General features: G+C 45.5%; 20 protein-coding genes. 8 read left to right on the top strand and 12 right to left on the bottom strand.

Annotated elements, in window-relative coordinates:
• Window positions 1-41 precede the first annotated feature (41 nt).
• From tsaA to QMY49_RS02060, 5 genes are all read left to right on the top strand, one after another.
• Window positions 42-737, top strand: coding sequence for a tRNA (N6-threonylcarbamoyladenosine(37)-N6)-methyltransferase TrmO (gene tsaA, locus QMY49_RS02080; RefSeq protein WP_009698652.1), 696 nt, complete (start codon window positions 42-44; stop codon window positions 735-737).
• A 111-nt stretch (window positions 738-848) separates the two neighbouring features.
• Window positions 849-2,564 (top strand): proline--tRNA ligase, encoded by a 1,716-nt coding sequence (locus QMY49_RS02075; RefSeq protein ID WP_005446216.1) that lies wholly within the window; start codon window positions 849-851, stop codon window positions 2,562-2,564.
• 171 nt (window positions 2,565-2,735) lie between these two features.
• The gene (locus tag QMY49_RS02070; RefSeq protein WP_283312613.1) at window positions 2,736-3,404 is read left to right on the top strand and encodes a tellurite resistance TerB family protein; all 669 of its coding nucleotides are present in this window, start codon (window positions 2,736-2,738) and stop codon (window positions 3,402-3,404) included.
• Window positions 3,405-3,517: 113 nt separating this feature from the next.
• Window positions 3,518-3,724, top strand: a complete 207-nt coding sequence (locus QMY49_RS02065) for a YaeP family protein (protein ID WP_005446221.1) — start codon at window positions 3,518-3,520, stop codon at window positions 3,722-3,724.
• Window positions 3,724-3,915, top strand: coding sequence for a DUF4250 domain-containing protein (locus tag QMY49_RS02060; protein ID WP_009698654.1), 192 nt, complete (start codon window positions 3,724-3,726; stop codon window positions 3,913-3,915). The genes QMY49_RS02065 and QMY49_RS02060 overlap by 1 nt, the downstream gene beginning before the upstream one ends.
• Before the next feature lie 93 nt (window positions 3,916-4,008).
• Here QMY49_RS02060 and QMY49_RS02055 read toward each other — a convergent pair whose 3' ends face one another.
• Window positions 4,009-5,373 carry a sodium-dependent transporter gene (locus tag QMY49_RS02055; RefSeq protein WP_005446225.1) on the bottom strand — a complete coding sequence of 455 codons (1,365 nt, stop codon included), beginning with the start codon at window positions 5,371-5,373 and terminating at the stop codon, window positions 4,009-4,011.
• 370 nt (window positions 5,374-5,743) lie between these two features.
• Between QMY49_RS02055 and QMY49_RS02050 the strand changes: the two genes are divergently transcribed.
• Complete coding sequence (locus tag QMY49_RS02050; protein ID WP_283312611.1) at window positions 5,744-8,284, top strand: Ig-like domain-containing protein; 2,541 nt, start codon at window positions 5,744-5,746, stop codon at window positions 8,282-8,284.
• 77 nt (window positions 8,285-8,361) lie between these two features.
• On the opposite strand, the gene QMY49_RS02045 is transcribed toward QMY49_RS02050, so the two are convergent.
• Entirely contained in the window at window positions 8,362-9,105 is a 744-nt protein-coding gene (locus QMY49_RS02045) for a YggN family protein (protein ID WP_283314028.1), read from the bottom strand.
• A 60-nt stretch (window positions 9,106-9,165) separates the two neighbouring features.
• Complete coding sequence (locus QMY49_RS02040) at window positions 9,166-9,645, bottom strand: GreA/GreB family elongation factor (RefSeq protein ID WP_283312609.1); 480 nt, start codon at window positions 9,643-9,645, stop codon at window positions 9,166-9,168.
• A 76-nt stretch (window positions 9,646-9,721) separates the two neighbouring features.
• Between QMY49_RS02040 and QMY49_RS02035 the strand changes: the two genes are divergently transcribed.
• The gene (locus QMY49_RS02035; RefSeq protein WP_009698657.1) at window positions 9,722-11,647 is read left to right on the top strand and encodes a RecQ family ATP-dependent DNA helicase; all 1,926 of its coding nucleotides are present in this window, start codon (window positions 9,722-9,724) and stop codon (window positions 11,645-11,647) included.
• Here QMY49_RS02035 and dinB read toward each other — a convergent pair.
• Entirely contained in the window at window positions 11,644-12,708 is a 1,065-nt protein-coding gene (gene dinB / locus QMY49_RS02030) for a DNA polymerase IV (protein ID WP_029790427.1), read from the bottom strand. The genes QMY49_RS02035 and dinB overlap by 4 nt on opposite strands.
• A 177-nt stretch (window positions 12,709-12,885) precedes the next feature.
• On the opposite strand from dinB, the gene QMY49_RS02025 reads away from it, so the two are divergent.
• Complete coding sequence (locus QMY49_RS02025) at window positions 12,886-14,100, top strand: diguanylate cyclase (RefSeq protein WP_005450957.1); 1,215 nt, start codon at window positions 12,886-12,888, stop codon at window positions 14,098-14,100.
• Window positions 14,101-14,205: 105 nt separating this feature from the next.
• On the opposite strand, the gene nqrM is transcribed toward QMY49_RS02025, so the two are convergent.
• The 8 genes from nqrM to QMY49_RS01985 form a co-directional block, all read right to left on the bottom strand.
• Window positions 14,206-14,439, bottom strand: a complete 234-nt coding sequence (nqrM, locus tag QMY49_RS02020) for a (Na+)-NQR maturation NqrM (RefSeq protein ID WP_005436655.1) — start codon at window positions 14,437-14,439, stop codon at window positions 14,206-14,208.
• Between the two features lie 22 nt (window positions 14,440-14,461).
• A complete protein-coding gene (locus tag QMY49_RS02015) occupies window positions 14,462-15,466 on the bottom strand; it encodes an FAD:protein FMN transferase (protein WP_017817737.1) in 1,005 nt (334 codons plus the stop codon).
• Between the two features lie 155 nt (window positions 15,467-15,621).
• A complete protein-coding gene (gene nqrF / locus QMY49_RS02010) occupies window positions 15,622-16,845 on the bottom strand; it encodes an NADH:ubiquinone reductase (Na(+)-transporting) subunit F (protein ID WP_005450955.1) in 1,224 nt (407 codons plus the stop codon).
• A gap of 33 nt (window positions 16,846-16,878) precedes the next feature.
• The gene (nqrE, locus tag QMY49_RS02005) at window positions 16,879-17,475 is read right to left on the bottom strand and encodes an NADH:ubiquinone reductase (Na(+)-transporting) subunit E (RefSeq protein ID WP_005436652.1); all 597 of its coding nucleotides are present in this window, start codon (window positions 17,473-17,475) and stop codon (window positions 16,879-16,881) included.
• A 7-nt stretch (window positions 17,476-17,482) separates the two neighbouring features.
• Window positions 17,483-18,115 carry an NADH:ubiquinone reductase (Na(+)-transporting) subunit D gene (locus QMY49_RS02000; protein WP_005450954.1) on the bottom strand — a complete coding sequence of 211 codons (633 nt, stop codon included), beginning with the start codon at window positions 18,113-18,115 and terminating at the stop codon, window positions 17,483-17,485.
• Window positions 18,115-18,900 (bottom strand): Na(+)-translocating NADH-quinone reductase subunit C, encoded by a 786-nt coding sequence (locus QMY49_RS01995; RefSeq protein ID WP_005450952.1) that lies wholly within the window; start codon window positions 18,898-18,900, stop codon window positions 18,115-18,117. Before QMY49_RS01995 ends, QMY49_RS02000 begins: the two co-directional genes overlap by 1 nt.
• Window positions 18,890-20,131, bottom strand: a complete 1,242-nt coding sequence (locus QMY49_RS01990) for an NADH:ubiquinone reductase (Na(+)-transporting) subunit B (protein ID WP_005427308.1) — start codon at window positions 20,129-20,131, stop codon at window positions 18,890-18,892. Before QMY49_RS01990 ends, QMY49_RS01995 begins: the two co-directional genes overlap by 11 nt.
• Before the next feature lie 3 nt (window positions 20,132-20,134).
• Window positions 20,135-21,475, bottom strand: coding sequence for a Na(+)-translocating NADH-quinone reductase subunit A (locus tag QMY49_RS01985; protein WP_005450950.1), 1,341 nt, complete (start codon window positions 21,473-21,475; stop codon window positions 20,135-20,137).
• Window positions 21,476-21,714 lie beyond the last annotated feature (239 nt).

The following is a 21,714-nucleotide window of genomic DNA, read 5'->3' as shown; positions in this document are numbered from 1 at the left end:
GTGATACTTTGCTCCTTAAACCCCAGTTAAAGATCCTACTCATGTATTCCATTGAGCCGATTGGCATTATCGAAAGCCCTTATAAAGAGAAATTCGCCGTTCCTCGCCAGCCTCGTTTGGTACCCGCAGCACGCTCGCGCGTTAAACTACAAGGTGCGGCAAATAGCCCCGAAGCCGTGCGTGGATTAGAGCAATTTTCTCACGTATGGTTACTGTTTTTGTTTGATCAGAATTTAGAAGCAGGATGGAAGCCGACGGTACGTCCCCCTCGTTTGGGCGGAAACGAACGTATTGGCGTGTTTGCTTCACGTTCTACCTTCAGACCCAACGGTATCGGCATGTCCGCAGTGGAGGTCAAAGGTATCAGTAAGAAAGGCGACCAGATCTATTTAGATCTTGGTAACGTAGACCTAGTCGATGGCACACCAATTATCGATATTAAGCCATATATCCCTTACTCGGATTCGATTACAGAAGCACAGGGTGGTTACGCAGAAGAAGAGCCTGAAACATCTCAGGTAGACTTCTCTTCCATTGCACTGGAAACACTCGAAAAGCGTAACGATACTGGGTATGTGAAAACAGTTCTCGAGCAAGTTCTGGCACAAGATCCTCGTCCGGCTTACAAGAAAAACAAGCCTGACAGCAAGGAATATGCGGTAAATTTGTTCGATTTAAACGTCAAGTTCACGGTTAGCGATAACTTAATAACAGTTACTGCGATTGAAAGCTTTTGACAAAGGCATTTGGCTGATATTATAGGCGGCTAACAATTTTCCCCTCGTGGGACCTTCATACTCCTGCCCATTTTGGCTTGAGTATCTAACTTTAATAAACGGATAAATTTAATGCGTACCAGTAATTATCTTCTTTCTACTCTGAAGGAGACTCCAAACGACGCAGAAGTAGTGAGCCACCAGCTCATGCTACGCGCGGGTATGATCCGTAAGCTGGCTTCAGGTCTTTACACCTGGCTGCCTACTGGTCTACGTGTGCTGCGTAAAGTCGAAAACATCGTTCGTCAAGAAATCGACAATGCAGGTGCAGTCGAAACTTTGATGCCCGTTGTTCAGCCGTTTGAACTATGGGAAGAGACAGGTCGTTCTGAGAAGATGGGTCCTGAGCTACTTCGCTTTACTGACCGTCATACTCGTCCGTTTGTTCTTAGCCCTACAGCTGAAGAAGTGATCACTAGCCTTGTGCGTAACGAAGTGAGCTCTTACAAACAGCTTCCGCTAAACCTGTACCAAATCCAGACTAAATTCCGTGATGAACGTCGTCCACGTTTCGGCGTAATGCGTGCACGTGAATTCTGCATGATGGATGCATACAGCTTCGACATCGACAAAGAAGGTCTAGAGAAATCTTACCAAGCGATGCACGATGCTTACTGTAAAGCATTCGATCGCATGGGTCTTGAGTACCGTCCAGTACTTGCTGACTCTGGCGCTATCGGTGGTAGCGGCTCTCAAGAGTTCCACGTACTTGCTGAAAGCGGCGAAGACCTAATCGCATTCTCTACTGAGTCTGATTACGCAGCGAACATTGAAAAAGCAGAAGCAGCAGCGCCTGCGGGTGATCGCGCAGAGCCAACTCAAGAGATGACACTGGTTGATACACCAAACGCGAAAACAATCGCTGAACTTGTAGAGCAGCACGGTCTACCAATCGAGAAGACGGTTAAAACTCTATTCGTGAAAGCGTCTGACGAAGTTGATGCTGACATCATCGCTCTTATCGTTCGTGGTGACCACGAGCTAAACGAAGTGAAAGCAGAAAACCTACCTCAAGTTGCTTCTCCACTAGAGATGGCATCAGAAGAGGAAATGCGTGCACTTATCGGTGCTGGCGCTGGTTCTCTAGGTCCTGTAGGTCTTAAGCTACCATTCATCGTTGACCGCTCTGTTGCAGTAATGAGTGACTTCGGCGCGGGTGCAAACATCGACGGCAAACACTACTTCGGTATCAACTGGGGTCGTGACGTTGAACTAGGTCAAGTTGAAGATCTGCGTAACGTAGTAGAAGGCGATCCAAGCCCATGTGGTCAAGGTACGCTAATGCTTAAGCGTGGTATCGAAGTTGGTCACATCTTCCAACTAGGTAATGTTTACTCAGAAGCAATGAACTGTGGTGTTCTTGGTCCTGACGGTAAAAACGTAATCCTAGAAATGGGTTGCTATGGTATCGGTGTTTCACGTGTTGTTGCTTCTGCAATTGAGCAAAACCACGACAAATACGGCATCATTTGGCCAGACGCACTAGCGCCTTTCCAAGTAGCTATCGTTCCTATGAACATGCACAAGTCTGAAGAAGTGAAAGAAGCGGCTGAGAAGCTGTACGCTGAACTGACGGCTATGGGTATCGAAGTACTATTCGATGACCGTAAAGAGCGCCCAGGCGTAATGTTCTCTGATATGGAACTTATCGGTATTCCTCACACTATCGTGATCGGCGATCGTTCAATGAAAGAAGGCAACTTCGAGTATAAGAACCGCCGCACTGGTGAGAAAACCGCAGTTGCAATGGCAGACATCGTTGAGCACGTTAAAGCTCAACTTCAATAAGCTGCACTAAGCACATTGTGCTGAATACATAGCGATGAAAAGGGTTGGCTTCGGTCAGCCCTTTTTTACGTCTGTTTTTATGGGTATAGACCCTCTCTGATATTTGCGTTGTTAATCTTTGGTTCAGATTCATCACCTTACACTGGATTTAATCTAGTAAGGAGGTCACTCATGGATCTAAAAAGTCTTCTTAACCAAGCGCTCAAATCAGACCTACTCAAGCAAGGCGCCGATGCTCTTGGTAAACAAACTAACAATATCAAATCTTCATCGAGCTCTAACCAACTGAAAACACTTGGTGCGGGCGCAATTGGTGGCGGTCTTATCGGCATGCTAATGGGCTCTAAGAAAAGCAAAAAGATGGCGAAGAAAGTGGGCACTGGAGCTCTAAAAGTCGGTGGCGCAGCGGCGTTAGGTGCACTGGCTTACAAAGTCTACAACGATTGGCAAGCGAAGCAGGATACGCAAGGCGTCAACGAAACCTTCGATCCTGATGACAACAAACACGCGAAACTGATCCTTAAAGCCATGATTGGTGCAGCCAAAGCTGATGGTCATGTCGATGAACAAGAGATGGCTCGTATCGAACAAGCCCTGACAGAAATGGGCGCGGACGAACACGTAAGACAACTGGTTCATCAAGAACTTCACAAGCCTCTTGAGCCTGCAGAAATTGCGCGCTTGGCAACATCACCGCAACAAGCATCAGAAATTTATCTCGCGTCATTGATTGTGGCAGATGAACAAAACTTTATGGAAAAAGCCTACTTACAAGAGCTTGCGAAGCAGCTCAATCTTTCTCCAGAAGTCACACTTCAATTGGAAGCACAATTACAGTGATGAATGTTTGCTCAAGTTGTCTGTGAATTTGAGCCAAAACAATTCTCTGCTTTGAGTTTCAAAACGGCTATGTGTATATTTGAGAGCAGTTATCATTTATTAAGGATTTAGCCATGCAAGTATACGGCTGTTGTGATTTGGTTCGTGAGCTTTACGCTCAAATTGGTAGTGGCGATCAAGCTTACGTTCCTCAAGCAATCTCATGTGCAGTAAGAGCACTAAATGATGTTGCTGCTGACGAGTCTTTACCAAAAGACGTTCGTGATAAAGCAGCATTTGCTGCTGCAAACCTACTGATCTCTGATTTCGAGGATAAGTAATGAATCTAACGAACTTCGAATCCATGGATCCAATCATGCTGATGAGCATCGTCAACATGAAGCTGCGTGATGACTTTGGTGGTGATCTGGATAAGTTGGTTGCATTCTTTGATATCGACCGAGCAGCACTTGAAGCAAAACTAGCTACGGCGGGCTTTGACTTTCTGCCTGACGCTGGTCAGTTCCGTTAATCGCTAACCAATACGGACAACGTAAGCAACGAATAGAAAAAAGGGCTTGATGCATTCATCAAGCCCTTTTCTTTTGTGCTTTGCGTAAGCTGATTAGCCGAACGAAGCCCAGATAACTGTCGCGACCAGAATCGGACAAACAAACTTCACGTATGCCGGCCACAGCTTACCGAACCAACCTTGAGTGAACTCCGGACAGCCTTGCTCAAGTTCTTTAATCTTCGAGTGACGGTTCCATACCCAACCACCAAATAAACAGAACAATAGCGCCGCCATAGGCTGTAAGTATTGCGTTGCGATAGTCGCAACCATGCCAAACAGAGCACCAAAGTTAAATACGATAACCACACTAAATAGCGCAATCAGACCACCTAAAACCCAACTCGTCGTGCTACGTTTGGTGTTAAATCGCTCACCCACCAATGCCACTGGGCATTCAAGCATCGAGATAGATGATGTCAGTGCCGCAATCGTCAGTAGTAAGAAGAAGACGATTGAGAACAGTTGACCAAGCAAACCTAAGCTATCAAACATCAATGGCAGAACAGTAAATACCAGCGTATCAGAACTCAATAGCGAACCATCTTCTGCGTAGATTTGAACGCCTTTTTGCATCGCAACGAACATCGCAGGCATCACCACTAGACCCGCAATAAAGGCAACTGCGGTGTCTACCATGGTTACGTTCATTGCCATCTTCGGTAGGTTCTCTTTCTTGCTTAAGTAAGAGCCGTAAATAAGCATCGAGCAGCCACCAATGGTCAGAGAGAAGAAACCTTGTCCCATTGCTGCAAGAATAAGCTTGCGATCCCATACTTTCTCGAAATCAGGCACTAGGTAATGCTTCAAACCTTCCATCGCACCGTTTTGCGTCATGATGTAGATGAACAGCAGACCAAATAGAACAAACAGTGCAGGCATTAGTCGTGTAGACCATTTCTCAATGCCTTGCTTCACGCCGCCTTGTACGATCAAAATGGTTAATACATAAAATGTAATCGTACCAAACAAATTGCGCTCAACACTGAAGCCTTTCAACCATTGTGTTGCTGCCTCCATGCCCATAATGTCGGTAATAGCCCCCAACATAAAGCAAATCAACCAGCCGCCAACAATCGAGTAAAATGCCAAAACAGCACTTGGCACACTCAGACCAATCCAACCAACAAGACCACCAAGCTTTTTGCCTATTGGGTTGCCTGTTAGAGAGCGCATACTATCAACTGGGTTGGCTTGACCATGACGACCGATCGCCATTTCAACCACCAGCATTGGAAATGCAACGATAAGAATCATCACCAAGTAAACCAACAAGAAGGCACCACCGCCGTTACTTGCTGCTTGAGTAGGAAAACCCCAAATGTTACCTAGACCCACCGCAGCACCAGCTGCCGCTAAGATGAATCCAAGACGAGAGCCAAAATGCTCACGAGGCTGAGAAGAAGTTTGTTGTGTCATACCACTCGCACAAAATATCAATGAACTAGCTGACTAGTACACTATAGCAATATCGTCTACTCAACAAGAGTGATTAGGTTAATTACTCGACAATCGGATCAATTAGCAGACATTCAGTTTGTAAATTTCCACGTACATCTCATATTCACCACGTATCCGTTTTTGTCCTTTTGATGAATTTATAAATCAGCGTGAAGTGAGCCGAAAAATAATGAGTCGGCTTGTAAAGCATGAATAGTTCAGCGTGATTTCGTGTTGAAAAGTGAAACATAACGCTTCGATTTTCTCTCCTGAGGTCTATTTATCAACTAGTTATCTAACTATATCTGTTCATGTTCTTGCGAACATCGAGTAACTCAAGGAGAGAAAAATGAAGTTCACTCTACTGCATGGTGCAGTGATAGCGACCCTTAGTGTTAGCTATCAAGCTCAAGCCTACAATTGCCAAACTTTACCTGTATGGGATAACACAACGGTTTACAACTCCGGTGACCAAGTGCAAACCAAAGGGGCTGCGTATGAAGCGGCGTACTGGACACAAGGTAATGATCCGGTAAACAATTCAGGTCCATGGGAGGCTTGGAAAGGTCTTGGTCAATGTGATGGTGGCAGTACAAACCTACCTCCTACGGTGTCCTTCTCTTCTCCCGCGAATAATGCGCAAATCCCAGAAGGCAGCGTGATCACCTTATTAGCCAATGCCGCAGATGAAGATGGTCAAGTCGCTCAAGTTGAATTTCTTGCCGGGAACCAAACCGTGGCTATTGTAACCCAATCCCCGTTCCAAGCTGACTGGACAGCATTGGAGGGGGTCTCTCAGTTAACGGCGATCGCAACCGACAATGAAGGTGCCGTAACCACAACCAATGTGTCTATCTTCGTTCAACCACAAACCGAACTACCACCGCCAGTCGTTTCTCTAACGAACCCAACAGGCACAGAAACACCAAGTGTAGGTGACACTATTTCGGTAACCGCCGATGCAGCAGACAGCGATGGTTTAGTCACCCAAGTTGAGTTCTTCATAAACAACCAATCGGTTGCTGTCGATACCACTGCACCGTACGAATACGTCTGGACTGCAGCAGTTGGAACTCATACCTTTAAAGCGCAAGCAACCGACGATTCAAACCTATCGACCATGAGTCAAGAAGTCTCACTCGTCGTCAGTGACTCCAACTCTGGTGGTTGTGCAGACGCCGTGCCTTATGTTGCCGGTAACCGCTATGAAGTCGGTACACTAGTCTCTAACCTCAACCAGAAATACCGCTGTGATGTTGCAGGTTGGTGTTCTTCTGATGCAGCCTGGGCTTATGAGCCGGGTGAAGGTTTGTACTGGCAAGATGCGTGGACTGGCTTAGGAGCCTGCTCAACGCCGCCTCAAGTTGCTATTACCGCACCAAGTGAAGGTCAAGTCTTACTTGCTGGTAGCAATGTTGAGATCTCAGCAGATGCCAGTGATGCAGATGGTAACGTGAGTCAAGTTGAGTTCTTTGCTAATAGCACCAGCTTAGGCGTGGTCGCTCAAGCGCCATATTCCGTTTTATGGAATGCAACGCTAGTTGGCACAAATCAACTTAAAGCCGTTGCAACAGACAACGATAATAATATTTCCGAGTCTGTTGTTAACGTGACAGTGAGTGACCAAGACTTGGTGATTTCATTGACGTCACCGAGTGCAGGTCAAACCGTAGGTTTAGGTAAAAATCTCGTCCTAAGCGCGGATGCAACCTCATTAACCTCTGGCGTTAAACACGTCGACTTTATGGTGAACGGAACAATTGTCGCAACAGACACGACTGCACCTTACTCGACGAACTGGACACCAGCCGCGATAGGCAACTTTACGGTAAGCGCTCAAGCCACCGACCTTTCAGGCACAACAGCACTTTCTGATGCCGCTTCTATTGCCGTGGTCGAGAAAACCGAGAAACGCCACAAGTTGATTGGCTACTGGCACAACTTCGTGAACGGCGCAGGCTGCCCTATCCGCTTAGCTGATATGTCTGATGCATGGGATGTGATTGATATTGCCTTTGCAGAAAATGACCGCAACAGCGATGGTACCGTACATTTCAACTTGTACTCTGGAGACATCTATAGTGATTGTCCTGCATTAGATCCAACCCAGTTCAAACAAGACATGGCTGCATTGCAAGCCAAAGGTAAGAAGTTTGTTCTATCTCTTGGTGGCGCTGAAGGTACGATTACACTGAACACCGACCAAGATGAAGCAAACTTTGTATCGAGCCTGACCGCACTGATTGCCGAATGGGGCTTCGATGGTTTGGATGTGGATCTAGAAAGTGGCTCTAACCTACTGCATGGTTCACAAATCCAAGCGCGTTTAGGTCGAGCTTTGTTGCAAATTGAACAGAACATGGGCGGCGATATGTACCTCACCATGGCACCAGAACACCCTTACGTGCAAGGTGGCTATGTGGCTTACAGCGGCATCTGGGGCGCATACATTCCAGTGATCAATGAGACGCGCAGCACGCTCGACCTACTACACGTACAGTTGTACAACAATGGTGGTTTGCCAAACCCTTACTTACCAGGATCGGCACCAGAAGGCTCAGTGGATATGATGGTGGCGCAATCTAAGATGTTGATTGAGGGCTTTGAATTAGCAGATGGCACCATGTTTGAGCCACTGCGTGATGACCAAGTCGCGATTGGCTTGCCATCGGGACCGAGCTCAGCTAACTCTGGTCAAGCACCAACACAGAACATCCTTGATGCGTTAGATTGCTTAACCAAGGGCACTTCATGTGGCACAGTGAAACCAGCGTTCAACTACCCGAACTACGCTGGTGTGATGACATGGTCAATCAATTGGGATGAGCACGATGGCTTTAACTTCTCAAAACCAGTGGGAGACAAGTTAACTCAAATGAATGCTGAATAACTCGAATAGATACTGAATAGTACCCATGTAAAAAGAGCGCCGATAATAGGCGCTCTTTGTTGTTTCTGCTTCGCAAATTAAATCGTGAAGACTTGATAGTCTTTTAGCTCTGGAATTTTCTTCAGCAGATCCTGTTCTTCACCAGCCATATCATCCAGTGATTCACACAAATCTTCCGCTTGTTTCTCTACGTCTTTCGAGTGCTCTGCTAGGCGTTCTTGTACCTTAGCTTGCAGTTCTGTCATGCTTTCAGACAGTGCAGTTAAATTCAAACCACCATCTTCTTTCATCTTGGCAGACAACGCATCAAAAGCGCTGGCTAGGAATTCTTTGTTGAAAATTTCTTGTGCCTTCTCGAAGTCCTTTGACCACGATTCTGTCATCGACTCAAAGCTGTCAGCAGGCAGAATAAAATCACCATCTTTGTAGTAACGCGCTTCCACATCTGCGAAGAAGTCCTTTATCGCGACTTTAACATTATCAAACGAGTCTGGCGCATCAAGACTGACCGCAATGTCATCAATAATGTCGTTCGCTAATGCTAAGCCATCACTTGCCAGCTGTTTCGCTTGGGGAATATAAGCATTCATCTTCTCGCGGTAATTCTCGATTGCCGCTTTCTGATCATCATCAAGCTCAATCAGTTCGCCTTTAATGAACAGGTTATTGTCTTCGTCGACAACCGCTTTTTCACCATTGGTATGTACGATTTCTAAGTTCTGACCATCCATACGAACTTCGTTGTTAATATCGATGCGACACTGGGCTGCATAGCCACTGGCGCTGATGGTCAACAATGAGAGTGTGAGCAGTTTCTTCATTACTTTCTCTTTTTTCATGATTATTCCGCTTAACTATAACAACCAACTATGGATACGATGTCAGCAAATCGTCACGACTTCATAACAATTTGTTTTATCACCAATTTTCACATCAATCTCTTCCCCTTCTTCTCTGCCAATCAAAGCACGACCAAGGGGAGATTTTGGAGTAAGTACAAATACCTCTTTGCCTTGCCATTTAACAGTCAGTCCACCAGAGCAAGGACCGATAAAAAAGTTTTTTTCAACATCGTTCTCGTCGACTAATTCCACATAAGCACCAACCGCGATACGAGCATCGACAAAATCACGTAGGACAAGAGTACGGTACTGACGAAGCTCTTCTTCACTTTCTTGCACACGCATCGCTTGCCCGTGCGCCAGATACGAAGCTTCAAGTGCTAGGGTGTCGTACTTGTGCTCTGGCACTGTTTCTTCATCGGTCGCGGCGTCAATGGCTCTTTGTGTCGAGGCGTGAGCAACGTGCAATTTATCTTCAAGTTGTTGAATGATTATTTGGACTAAATCAGCTTTGTTCATACTTTTAGGGCGCGCGTTAGGCACTCAGGGTGTGTTAATGTAACCCAGTTTATCATCAAACCAAGGTTTCCCTATTATGCAAAGTGCCTCGCTTCAGCAAACGCTTCAATCTGTGTTCGGATTTGACTCATTAAGACCCGGTCAACAGCCGGTGATTGAAGCAGTAATGAACGGACACTCGGCAGCAGCCATCTTTCCGACTGGTTCGGGGAAATCACTTTGCTACCAACTTCCTGCAACCCAGTTACCACACCTAACACTGGTGATTTCACCACTTCTTGCTCTGATGAAAGATCAGCTCGGTTTCCTGCAAAGTAAAGGCATAGCTGCGGCATCTATCGACAGTAGCCAAAGCCGAGAAGAAGCGCAGCAAGTTATGGCTGGCGTGAAGAATGGGCAGATTAAGATTTTGATGATTTCGGTAGAGCGGCTCAAGAACGAACGTTTTCGTGAATTCATTCGTCAGATTCCGCTCTCTTTGATGGTGGTCGATGAAGCACACTGTATCTCGGAATGGGGTCATAACTTCCGTCCTGACTACCTTAAACTGCCACAATACCAACGTGAACTGAATATCCCTCAAACGCTCTTGCTAACCGCAACGGCAACGCCAGCGGTTATCGAGGACATGCAAAACAAGTTTAATATCGCTGGTGAGAACATTACGGTTACTGGCTTCTATCGTCCTAATCTCGATATTTCTGTGGTGCCTTGCGACGAAGAAAATAAGCAAACGCAACTGAATGACATCATTGCTGCAACACCTAAACTACCGAGCATCGTGTATGTCACTCAGCAACAGACCGCTGAGCAAGTTGCCAGCTCTCTTATCCGTTTAGGCATCAATGCTCACGCTTATCATGCGGGTATGAAGAGCGACATTCGTGAGAAAATTCAACAACAGTTTATGGACTCGCAAATCGACTGCATTGTCGCAACAATCGCATTTGGGATGGGGGTAGATAAATCTGATATTCGCCGTGTTATTCACTTCGATTTACCAAAATCTATCGAAAACTACGCACAAGAAATTGGGCGCGCCGGACGTGATGGACAGCGTTCGGAGTGTATTCTTTTGGGCAATACCTCCGGCTTAACGGTATTAGAGAACTTTGTTTACGGTGACACGCCAGAGCCAAGCTCAATCAATTATGTACTGGAGCAAATTCGCGAGAACACTCCGCAGTGGGAGGTGATGGCGTTGCGATTGTCTCGCGACAGCAACATTCGCCAACTTCCGCTAAAAACCTTATTAGTTTACCTAGAGCTGGCAAAAGTAATTGAAGCCAAATACAGTTATTTCGCAGAATATCGCTTCAAGTTTTTACAAGAACAAAGTTTCATCCTCAATCAGTTCCAAGGCGAGAGACGTCAGTTTGTTGAAGCCATTTTTGCTTGTTCAACCAAAGCCAAAGTATGGTGCCAAGTGGATTTAGAAGCATTATGGATGAACTATCAGTCTGAGCGCAGCCGTGTAGTTGCGGCGCTAGATTACTTCCACCAAAATGGCTGGATTGAATTAGAAAGCAAACAGCTTACGGATGTGTACTCGGTTCTCCCAGCCACTCAAAGCCAAGAAGCTATCTCTCAGCATTTAATTGAGTTGTTCCAATCCAAAGAACACAAGGACATTGAACGAATTCATACTATGTTGAGTCTGTTCCAATCGTCAGACTGTTTAAGTCACCAACTGGCGCAGTACTTTGCCGATCACGATGCTCCAACTCAGTGTGGTCACTGTTCAGTGTGTCGTGGACAAGTCGCATCTTTTCCTCAACCACAACAAACACAACCTGAATTGGCACACCTATCCACTTGGGTTGATGAATTTGTCCAGCTTTCACCAACGGCGATTAGCAATGCAGCTGTCGCACGCTTCTTATGTGGAATTAGCACACCAATTATCACGCAACTGAAAGCGAGCAAGTTACGCGGTTATGGGTCAATGGCAAATGTTTCTTTTGAACAAGTACTAAAGCAGGTTGAATTAGCGCGAGCTTAGAAGAAACTCAATTGACGCGCTTGTTGCTCAGGCTTTAGCATCACACTTAAGCCTAATAAGCGTATCTCTCGACCATTTTGGCGCTTGAGTATATCTCTTAACAGTTCTTTAAAGTCATCGAGCTCTAACTGAGGGTGGATGTGCTCAATTGTCGTGAGTTGAAAATCGGCAAATTTGAGTTTAATACCCTGTTTGATAATAGACTTATCTGGACTGGCTTTTTCCAAACGTTTCTCTAGTTCAGGGTAGAGCTTGTCTTCAATCACCTGCCAGCATTCATCGTAAGTCACAATGTTTTCGCTAAAGGTGCGCTCGACCCCAACCGACTTACGTTCACGCTCAACCACCACTTCACGATCGTCGATGCCATGACTACGTTTCCAAAGCGAAGCACCTTGGCGTCCAAATTGACGTAGCAGCTCACGATAGTCGCTGTTTTTGATATCCTCACATAGGTAAAAGCCCGCTTGATGTAGCTTCTCCAAGCTCACTTTACCAACTCCTGGAATCTTTTCTAACGGCAGTTTGTCTACGACTTCTTGAACCTTTTCTGGCGGAATAACAAATTGTCCATTGGGTTTATTCATGTCTGAAGCCACTTTGGCAAGAAACTTAATCGGTGCAATACCTGCCGATGCAGTAAGTCCAAGCTCATTCCAGATATCATTGCGGATCGATTCTGCGATTAAGGTTGCAGAACCCCGACAAGCAGTCGAGTCAGTCACATCAAGATACGCCTCATCAAGTGATAGTGGCTCGATAAGTGGCGTGTATCGCTCGAAAATGGTACGGATCTGTTGGGACACTTGTTTGTATACGTGCATTCGTCCCGGGACGACGAGCAAATGGGGGCAAAGTTGAAGCGCTCTGGCTGTTGGCATCGCACTGCGCACACCGAATTTACGCGCTTCATAGTTACAGGTGCTGATCACGCCGCGTTGTTTCTCATGACCGCCAACGGCAAGCGCAATACCACGATAACTGGGGTTGTCACGCATCTCGACCGCTGCATAAAAGCAATCCATATCAACGTGAATTATTTTTCTGACTCGCTCAATCACGTTCCGCACACAAATAAACACTGTTTAAAAAAACAGTATAGCTCTAAATACACGTATTGGAAATAGTGTTATCTGGAGTCAGGTAGCAACAATTTTTCATGGCATTAAAGTGACATTTCATTATTATTGACTTCTATAACACTAAAGTTGATTTATATACGAAAGTAGGGAAACTTTTTGAGTAATAAAATACTGGTCGTCGAAGACAGTCGCGCCTTTAATAACTACTTACAACAAATCTTAAATCAGGCGGGTTATGAAGTACTTGCTGCCGAAAGCTATGCGGAAGCACAATCTATTTTAACGTCTCAGCCTGAGCTTCTCTGTGCAGTTTTAGATTACTGCTTACCGGATGCGCAGGACGGTGAGATCATCGATTTAGTCCTTTCTCACCAACAAAAAGTCATCGTGCTTACGGCGATGTTACAAGATGATGCTCGTGAAAAGATGCTGGCAAAAGGCGTACTCGATTACATCTTAAAAGACAGCATGGCCTCCGTTTCTTACCTTCTTCCTCTGATTAAACGCCTGACCAACAACCAGCAACACAAATGTCTGGTTGTTGATGACTCAATGACGGTTCGCCGCCATGTCGTACAATTACTTGAGCATCAATACATCCAGACATTGCAAGCCGAGAATGGTCAACAAGCAATCGAAGTTATTGAACAAAATCCAGATATTACCTTGGTTCTGACCGACCATGATATGCCAATCAAAGATGGCATCACTATGATCCGAGAGCTTCGCCAAAAGCTCGATAAAAACCAATTGGCGATCCTTGGGATCTCTGGAAGTGATGACCACTCAATGACAGCGCGCTTTCTAAAAGCGGGAGCAAACGACTTTCTGTACAAGCCTTTTAATCAAGAAGAGTTCTTTTGTCGGGTCCATCAAATCTTGGATATGAAAGAAGCCACAACAGATTTATTTAGAATGGCGAACCAAGATTCACTCACTGGCTTATGGAACCGTCGCTTTTTATTTGGGCAAACATGTGACAACGATGAGCAACGCAATATTGCTATGCTAGATATCGATTTCTTTAAGAAAGTGAATGATAACTATGGTCATGATGGTGGCGATGCTGCACTTGTTATGGTCGCCAATATATTAAAAATCTATTTTCCTGATGATGTGATTGCACGATTTGGGGGCGAAGAGTTTTGCATCCAAGCCTACGGCAGCTACGACGACTTTGTGACACGTTTAGAGCAAATGCGTCAACGCGTAGAGAAAACTCCGATTCCTTATCAAGATGACCAGATTCAAGTAACCATCAGCGTCGGTGTTTCAAACATCAAGGGCAATTTAGATCAGCAAATTAAAGTCGCGGATGACCGTTTGTATCAAGCGAAAGGAAACGGGCGGAATCAAACCGTATCTCAGTAGACGGCACTTAATGTCACCAACCTAATTCAATACTCAAACAGAAACCAAAGCCGAAAAAACAAAACCCAGCCATTGGCTGGGTTTTATCATTCTTATTATCGCATATTAAGCAATGCGATCTTTTTCCCATGCAGCAAGCTTCTCTGCGCGGGCTGCTTCACGTGCTTCGCGCTTCTTACGTGCATCACATGGTTCTGGGCAGTTACATACTTTCTCAATACCAACCGCACCTAGACCGCCACAGCTGCCTTTTACGACCTTCTTTTGGAAGATGTAACCAACTGCCATCGCTGCAATTACCGCAACAAAGACAGCAAAAGTAATTAGAAATGTACTCATAAGGACATGCTCACTTCTGTTGTTATTTCTTCATGAACGGCTTGTATGCTTCCGAAGCCAGCTCTTTAAAACCATCATCCGTTTTCACAATCATGAAAACAGGAATATTATTCTCATTTGCGATTTCCATGCCTTTGTCTTCACCTAGCACCATAAGACCAGTTGCAAGACCATCAGCTGTCATCGACGATTTATCCAGTACCGTTACAGACACCACCTTATGATGGATTGGTTTGCCCGTATGCGGGTTAATGATATGAGAGTATCGCACACCATTGCTCTCAAAGTAATTACGATAGTCACCGCTTGTTGCAATTGCCATGTCACCTGGTTCAATAATCTCTTGAATTGAACGCTCATCAACGGTTGGTTTTTCAATCGCAATACGCCATGGCACACCTTCACGGTTTATGCCTTTCAAACGCATTTCACCGCCAACTTCCACCATGTAGTTATGAATGCCTTCTGATTGCAGGTAATCTGCCACAACATCCACACCCCAACCTTTGGCAATCGTCGATAAGTCAACGTACAAGTTTGGAATATCTTTCGACAGCTTGTTACCTTCAACAGAAAGGTGATGGATACCAGTATTCGCTTTACGAGCTGCTAGCTCTTCATCTGTTGGAACCACATCCGGGCGCGCTTCTGGACCAAAGCCCCATAGGTTCACTAGTGGACCTACGGTTACGTCTAGTGCTCCTAGAGTAAGACCGTTCAAGCGAATCGCTTCTTTCACTACCGTTGCTGTTTGTGGCGATACTTCAAATGGCTCGCTAGTTTTATGTTGATTAAAACGGCTAAGCTCTGAATCTTCACGGTAAGTCGACATTTGATCGTTCACTTCTTCTAGCAATCGATCGATTTCAGTCTGAAGCGCTTCTGGTGAAGGTAAACCATCTTGCTCGATGTATTTAATGTTGTAAGTAGTCCCCATCGTTGGACCACTTAAATGAATTTGATCCGCAGGCTGCTCACAGCCAGCCAAAACCAATAGAGAAGCGAATGCAACAAGCCACTTTTTCACTTGTTTACTCCTATTATCGTTAAATTGATATGGAAAATGGGTTCTCTTGAGATAAACCGATTTCCTATATCAACTGTTGAATATCATTTTGTTTGTTACAAAAAATAATGGCTAGCCCTTATAGAGCTAGCCATAGATTCAATCACTTGGGAGGATTAACCACCGAAGTCATCTAGAAGGATGTTCTCATCCTCTACACCTAGATCTTTTAGCATGCCGATTACAGCAGCGTTCATCATAGGTGGACCACACATGTAGTATTCACAGTCTTCTGGCGCTTCATGATCACGTAGGTAGTTCTCGTAAAGAACATTGTGAATGAAGCCAGTGTAACCATCCCAGTTATCTTCTGGCATAGGGTCAGACAGTGCACAGTGCCATACGAAGTTATCGTTCTCAGCCGCTAGGCCATCGAAGTCTTCTACGTAGAACATTTCACGCTTAGAACGTGCACCGTACCAGAATGACATCTTACGCTTAGAGTGCAGACGTTTTAGCTGGTCGAAGATATGAGAACGCATTGGAGCCATACCTGCACCACCACCAACGAATACCATTTCAGCATCAGTGTCTTTCGCGAAGAACTCACCGAACGGACCTGAAATCGTACACTTGTCGCCTTCTTTTAGAGACCAGATGAACGATGACATGATACCAGGTGGTACATCAGGATTATTAGGCGGCGGCGTAGCGATACGCACGTTCAGCATAATAATACCTTCTTCTTCTGGGTAGTTAGCCATTGAGTAAGCACGGATCGTATCTTCGTTTACCTTAGACTCGTAACGGAACAAGTTAAATTTGTCCCAATCTTCACGGTACTCTTCAGGTACATCGAAGTCAGCGTACTTAACGTGGTGAGCTGGTGCTTCAATCTGGATGTAACCACCAGCACGGAAAGGTACTGATTCGCCATCTGGAATTTGTAGCTTAAGCTCTTTGATGAATGTCGCTTTGTTATCGTTAGAGATAACTGTACATTCCCACTTCTTAACGCCGAAGATCTCTTCAGGAAGCTCGATGTCCATGTCAGTTTTCATTGCAACCTGACACGCTAGACGCTCACCTTCACGAGCTTCACCTTTAGTAATATGGTCAAGCTCGGTAGGTAGGATGTCACCACCACCTGATTTAACTTTTACGCGACACTGACCACAAGAGCCACCGCCACCACAAGCAGAAGATACGAATACGCCAGCACCAGCTAACGCAGATAGTAGCTTACCACCTGGTTGTGTAACGATCGCCAGTGAAGGGTCATCGTTCACAGAAATTGTAATGTCACCTGTTGGTACAAGCTTAGACTTAGCGAAAAGAATCACTAGTACTAGCGCAAGTACGATCAGAGTAAACATCACTACACCAAGAATAATGTCCATTGACTATTCCTTAATTGTTGCGGTTTACCCGACTTACAGTTGAACACCAGAGAAAGACATAAAGCCTAACGCCATAAGACCTACAGTGATAAACGTGATGCCTAGACCACGTAGACCTGGAGGTACATCTGAGTACTTCATCTTCTCACGGATACCTGCAAGAGCGACGATCGCTAGCATCCAGCCCACACCAGAACCGAAACCGTAAACAACAGATTCAGCAAAGTTGTAGTCACGTTGTACCATGAAAGATACACCACCGAAGATCGCACAGTTTACTGTGATCAGCGGTAGGAAGATGCCTAGCGCGTTGTACAAAGGTGGGAAGAAACGGTCAAGAACCATCTCTAGGATCTGTACAAGTGCTGCGATTACACCGATGAAGGTGATGAAGTTTAGGAAGCTAAGGTCTACGCCCTCAACTAACGCGTTCTCTTTCAGAACTAGGTTGTAAACTAGGTTGTTCACAGGAACCGCGATAGTTAGTACTACCACTACTGCAACACCTAGACCGAAAGAGGTCTTAACTTTCTTAGATACGGCAAGGAAAGTACACATACCTAGGAAGAAAGACAGTGCCATGTTTTCGATGAAAATCGATTTAACTAGCAGACTGATGTAATGTTCCATGACGCCCTTACTCCTTCGCTTCTACTTGTTCTGGTTTCAGAATACGGATTACCCAGATTAGGAAGCCGATTAGGAAGAATGCAGATGGTGCTAGTAGCATCAGACCGTTTGGCTGGTACCAACCACCGTTGCTCACTAGAGGTAGAACTTCCATGCCGAATAGCTTGCCTGAACCGAATAGTTCACGGAAGAAACCTACAGTGATAAGAACGAAGCCGTAACCTAGACCGTTACCGATACCATCAATTAGCGATGGGATTGGCGCAGATTTCATTGCGAATGCTTCAGCACGACCCATTACGATACAGTTCGTGATGATAAGACCTACGAATACAGATAGCTGTTTAGAGATATCGTATAGGTAAGCTTTAAGCACTTGGTCTACCACGATTACTAGCGATGCGATGATTGCCATCTGAACGATGATACGCACACTGTTAGGAATGTGGTTACGGATCAGAGAAACAGAGAAGTTAGACAATGCAGTTACGAAAGTTACCGCTAGTGTCATTACAAATGCTGTTTCTAGTTTAGTTGTTACTGCAAGAGCAGAACATACACCAAGAACCTGCAGCGCGATCGGGTTGTTGTCCAACACCGGCGCCATAATGCTCTTTTTAATGTTTTGTGCGCTAGACATTAGTTCAGACCTCCGTCACGAACTTTTGCTAGGAAAGGACCAAAGCCCATGTCACCTAACCAGAAGTCAAATGTACCTTGAACACCGTTACCAGTTAGTGTCGCACCAGATAGGCCATCAACGCCGTGTTCAGAACCTTCTGGAGCACCACCTTTAACAATCTTGATTGCTGGTTTGTGGTTCTCGTCGAATAGTTTCTTACCAACGAATTGAGCACGCCATGCTGGGTTTTCTACTTCACCACCAAGTCCAGGAGTTTCACCTTGCTCGTAGTAAGTAATACCAGACACAGTGTTACCGTCAGTTTCAACCGCAACGAATGCGTACATCATAGACCATAGACCGTTACCGTGAACTGGGATGATAACTTTAGAAATGTCATCACCACTTTTCACTAGGTAAACGATACCTGTGTTAGCACGACGTAGGATCTTAGCTTTGTCTTCATCAGCCGTTAGCTTGATAGACTCAGCAGGATCTTTAGCTGCTTTACGTTGGTCGTAGTTAGCTGCTGTAGAGCCGTCTTCAGCTTTCTCTACAAAATCACCAGTTTTGAAGTCAACTAGACGAGGTTCGATGTACTCAGCAAATAGCTCAGGAACTTTCTTACCTTCAGCGTCGATACCCGCAACTTCGATGATCTTAGATTGCTTATCTAGTACAGCGTTAGCTTTTTGCTGGTCACGCAGACCCACTGCTGCTGTTGATACGATGATTGAACAAACAAGGCTCAACCCGACAACAACACCCAGCGTCTTTTTAATGCTGTCGTTATTACTTGCCATAGCGTGCTAGTCTCCGCTTGATGTTCTTCTCGATAACTACATGGTCGAACAGAGGTGCGAACAGGTTCGCGAATAGAATCGCCAGCATCATACCCTCTGGGTAAGCCGGGTTAACTACACGGATCATCACACACATTGCACCGATTAGGATGCCGTACCACCATTTACCACCGTTAGTAAATGAAGCTGATACTGGGTCAGTTGCCATGAAGAACATACCGAATGCAAAACCACCTAGAACTAGGTGCCAGTGCCATGGCATGTTGAACATTGGGTTGGTGTCAGAACCGATCACGTTGAATAGTGTCGATACTGCGATCATACCGATCATTACACCTGCGATGATGCGCCATGAAGCGATTCGCATGTAAACGATCATCGCTGCACCGATCATTAGAGCAAGCGTTGATACTTCACCAATTGAGCCTGGGATGTTACCGATGAATGCATCCATCCAAGTGATAGGAGCGCCAGTGATGTTGTTGATCAATGCGCCGCTACCGCCGTGAGCCCATTGGCTAAGAGCAGTTGCACCAGAGAAGCCGTCAGCCGCAGTCCATACTACGTCACCCGAGATTTGCGCTGGGTAAGCGAAGAATAGGAAAGCACGACCTGCAAGAGCAGGGTTCAGGAAGTTACGACCTGTACCACCGAAGATCTCTTTAGCAACAACAACACCAAATGTGATACCTAGTGCCGCTTGCCATAAAGGTAGCGTTGGTGGAACGATAAGTGCGAACAGGATAGAAGTTACAAAGAAACCTTCGTTAACTTCGTGCTTACGCACCATACAGAAAAGCACTTCCCAGAAACCACCAACAATAAATACTGTTGCGTAGATTGGTAGGAAGTAAGTCGCACCTAGTAGCATCTTACTGCCAACGCCAGCTTCCGCACCGATGGTGCCACCAAGCATTTCTGTTAGCCAGTAGTGCCAGTTACCTGCGATAACTGTCGCTAGTTGGTCACCAGCGTACATGTGGTTAAGTGCTGCGATAGCTTGGCCACCCGCATTGTACATACCCCAGAACATTGCTGGGAATACTGCGAACCAAACCATGATCATGATACGTTTTAAGTCAACGCTATCACGAACGTGCGAGCTACGTTTTGTTACTAGACCTGGCGTGTAGAATAGTGTTGCTGCTGCTTCGTACAGTGCAAACCACTTTTCGTGCTTACCGCCTGGTTCAAAATGATGCTCGATATCCTCAATGAATTTCTTAAGCATGGATTACCCTTCCTTCACGATGGTATCTAGGCATTCACGAAGTAACAGACCGTACTCGTATTTACCAGGACATACAAAGGTACACAATGCTAGATCTTCTTCATCCAGTTCAAGCGCACCAAGTGCTTGAGCACTATCAGTATCGCCTGCACATAGATCACGAAGTAGCAGTGTCGGTTCCATATCAAGCGGCATTACGCGCTCGTAGTTGCCGATTGGAACCATTGCACGGTCACTACCGTTAGTCGTTGTTGTCATGTTGAACAACTGACCTTTGAAGATGTGACCAAGGAAAGATTTCGTGATTGAGAACTTGTTTTTACCAGGAACAGCCCAGCCAAACAGTTCTTTGTCACGACCTTCGCGTAACACAGAAACTTGTTGGTGGTAACGACCTAGGTAGGCATGTGGACCAGACGCTTGAGTACCAGAAAGTACCGAGCCTGAAATCACACGAACTTCACCAGGCATCAACTCGCTGTCAGTTAGGTCTTCAAGAGAAGCACCAACAACTGTACGAAGAAGACGTGGGTTGTTCACAACAGGACCAGCTAGAGACACAACACGATCAGTGTAAAGCTCACCAGTTAGGAAAAGCTGACCGAACGCAATAACGTCTTGGTAGTTGATGCTCCATGCCACATTTTCTGCATTCACTGGGTATAGGAAATGCATGTGGGTGCCAGCAAGACCTGCTGGGTGAGGGCCATCGAAGACGTGTTCTTCTACGTTTGACTGAGAAGAGCGTGGCAAGCTAGTGCCAGACTTACATACGTAAACCTTGCCTTCTGTCAGGGCTGAAAGAATGTCTAGACCGGCAACGAATGCTTCTTGTTGTTCATTGATGATCAACTCAGGCTGTGCTGCTAGTGGATTAGTATCCATTGCAGTTACGAAAATAGCCTTAGTAGCAGACTCGATTGCTGGAACCTTGCTAAACGGACGAGTACGTAAAGCGGTCCAAAGACCAGATTCAACCAATTGAGTCTTGATCACTTCGCGATCTAGACCTGCTAGTTGAGCTGCTTCGAACTTATCAAATGTAACCTGCTCTTCGCCTGCTACTTCAATCACTACTGATTGAAGTACACGCTTAGCGCCACGGTTAATTTCGATCACTTTACCGGCTGCTGGAGCAGTGAACTTCACGCCAGGGTTCTTTTTGTCTTCAAAAAGAACTTGCGCTTTTTTCACTTCATCGCCAACGCGGACATGCATGGTAGGACGCATGCCAACGTACTCTTCGCCAAGCAAGGCGACTTTTTTGATGGTCTTACCATCATTAATCACCTGGGATGGAGCTCCTGCGATAGGAAGATCCAAGCCCTTCTTTATTGTAATCATACGCACTTGCACTACTTTTATCGGGAAAAAGATTCTTTTGATTGCGTAACTTTTAGACACGACATCAGTGTCCGGTTTTGATGTTGTTTAAAACATCAAAATCGCAACATCCTATTAATTATCTCGTCACAAATATTAGGCGAGATTTATCAGGTGCCGTAGTCTAGCATTTTTTAGGAACTTGATGCCATGACCAATCTTAGGAAAGGAGGGTTTATTTCGGTAGAACAAGGTCTAAA

The sequence above is a fragment of the Vibrio harveyi genome (genome assembly GCF_030060435.1).
Classification (GTDB): domain Bacteria; phylum Pseudomonadota; class Gammaproteobacteria; order Enterobacterales; family Vibrionaceae; genus Vibrio; species Vibrio harveyi.
This window is presented reverse-complemented; position numbering and strand designations above follow the sequence as displayed.

What these genes read in the sequence shown, in the direction of transcription:
- QMY49_RS02000 (WP_005450954.1), bottom strand. Translation starts at nt 18,115, where the DNA reads ATGTCTAGCGCACAAAACATTAAAAAGAGCATTATGGCGCCGGTGTTG.
- QMY49_RS02045 (WP_283314028.1), bottom strand. Translation starts at nt 9,105, where the DNA reads ATGAAGAAACTGCTCACACTCTCATTGTTGACCATCAGCGCCAGTGGC.
- QMY49_RS01985 (WP_005450950.1), bottom strand. Translation starts at nt 21,475, where the DNA reads ATGATTACAATAAAGAAGGGCTTGGATCTTCCTATCGCAGGAGCTCCA.
- QMY49_RS02075 (WP_005446216.1), top strand. Translation starts at nt 849, where the DNA reads ATGCGTACCAGTAATTATCTTCTTTCTACTCTGAAGGAGACTCCAAAC.
- QMY49_RS02065 (WP_005446221.1), top strand. Translation starts at nt 3,518, where the DNA reads ATGCAAGTATACGGCTGTTGTGATTTGGTTCGTGAGCTTTACGCTCAA.
- QMY49_RS02055 (WP_005446225.1), bottom strand. Translation starts at nt 5,373, where the DNA reads ATGACACAACAAACTTCTTCTCAGCCTCGTGAGCATTTTGGCTCTCGT.
- QMY49_RS01990 (WP_005427308.1), bottom strand. Translation starts at nt 20,131, where the DNA reads ATGCTTAAGAAATTCATTGAGGATATCGAGCATCATTTTGAACCAGGC.
- nqrE (WP_005436652.1), bottom strand. Translation starts at nt 17,475, where the DNA reads ATGGAACATTACATCAGTCTGCTAGTTAAATCGATTTTCATCGAAAAC.
- nqrM (WP_005436655.1), bottom strand. Translation starts at nt 14,439, where the DNA reads ATGAGTACATTTCTAATTACTTTTGCTGTCTTTGTTGCGGTAATTGCA.
- QMY49_RS02060 (WP_009698654.1), top strand. Translation starts at nt 3,724, where the DNA reads ATGAATCTAACGAACTTCGAATCCATGGATCCAATCATGCTGATGAGC.
- QMY49_RS02040 (WP_283312609.1), bottom strand. Translation starts at nt 9,645, where the DNA reads ATGAACAAAGCTGATTTAGTCCAAATAATCATTCAACAACTTGAAGAT.
- QMY49_RS01995 (WP_005450952.1), bottom strand. Translation starts at nt 18,900, where the DNA reads ATGGCAAGTAATAACGACAGCATTAAAAAGACGCTGGGTGTTGTTGTC.
- QMY49_RS02035 (WP_009698657.1), top strand. Translation starts at nt 9,722, where the DNA reads ATGCAAAGTGCCTCGCTTCAGCAAACGCTTCAATCTGTGTTCGGATTT.
- tsaA (WP_009698652.1), top strand. Translation starts at nt 42, where the DNA reads ATGTATTCCATTGAGCCGATTGGCATTATCGAAAGCCCTTATAAAGAG.
- nqrF (WP_005450955.1), bottom strand. Translation starts at nt 16,845, where the DNA reads ATGGACATTATTCTTGGTGTAGTGATGTTTACTCTGATCGTACTTGCG.
- QMY49_RS02050 (WP_283312611.1), top strand. Translation starts at nt 5,744, where the DNA reads ATGAAGTTCACTCTACTGCATGGTGCAGTGATAGCGACCCTTAGTGTT.
- QMY49_RS02070 (WP_283312613.1), top strand. Translation starts at nt 2,736, where the DNA reads ATGGATCTAAAAAGTCTTCTTAACCAAGCGCTCAAATCAGACCTACTC.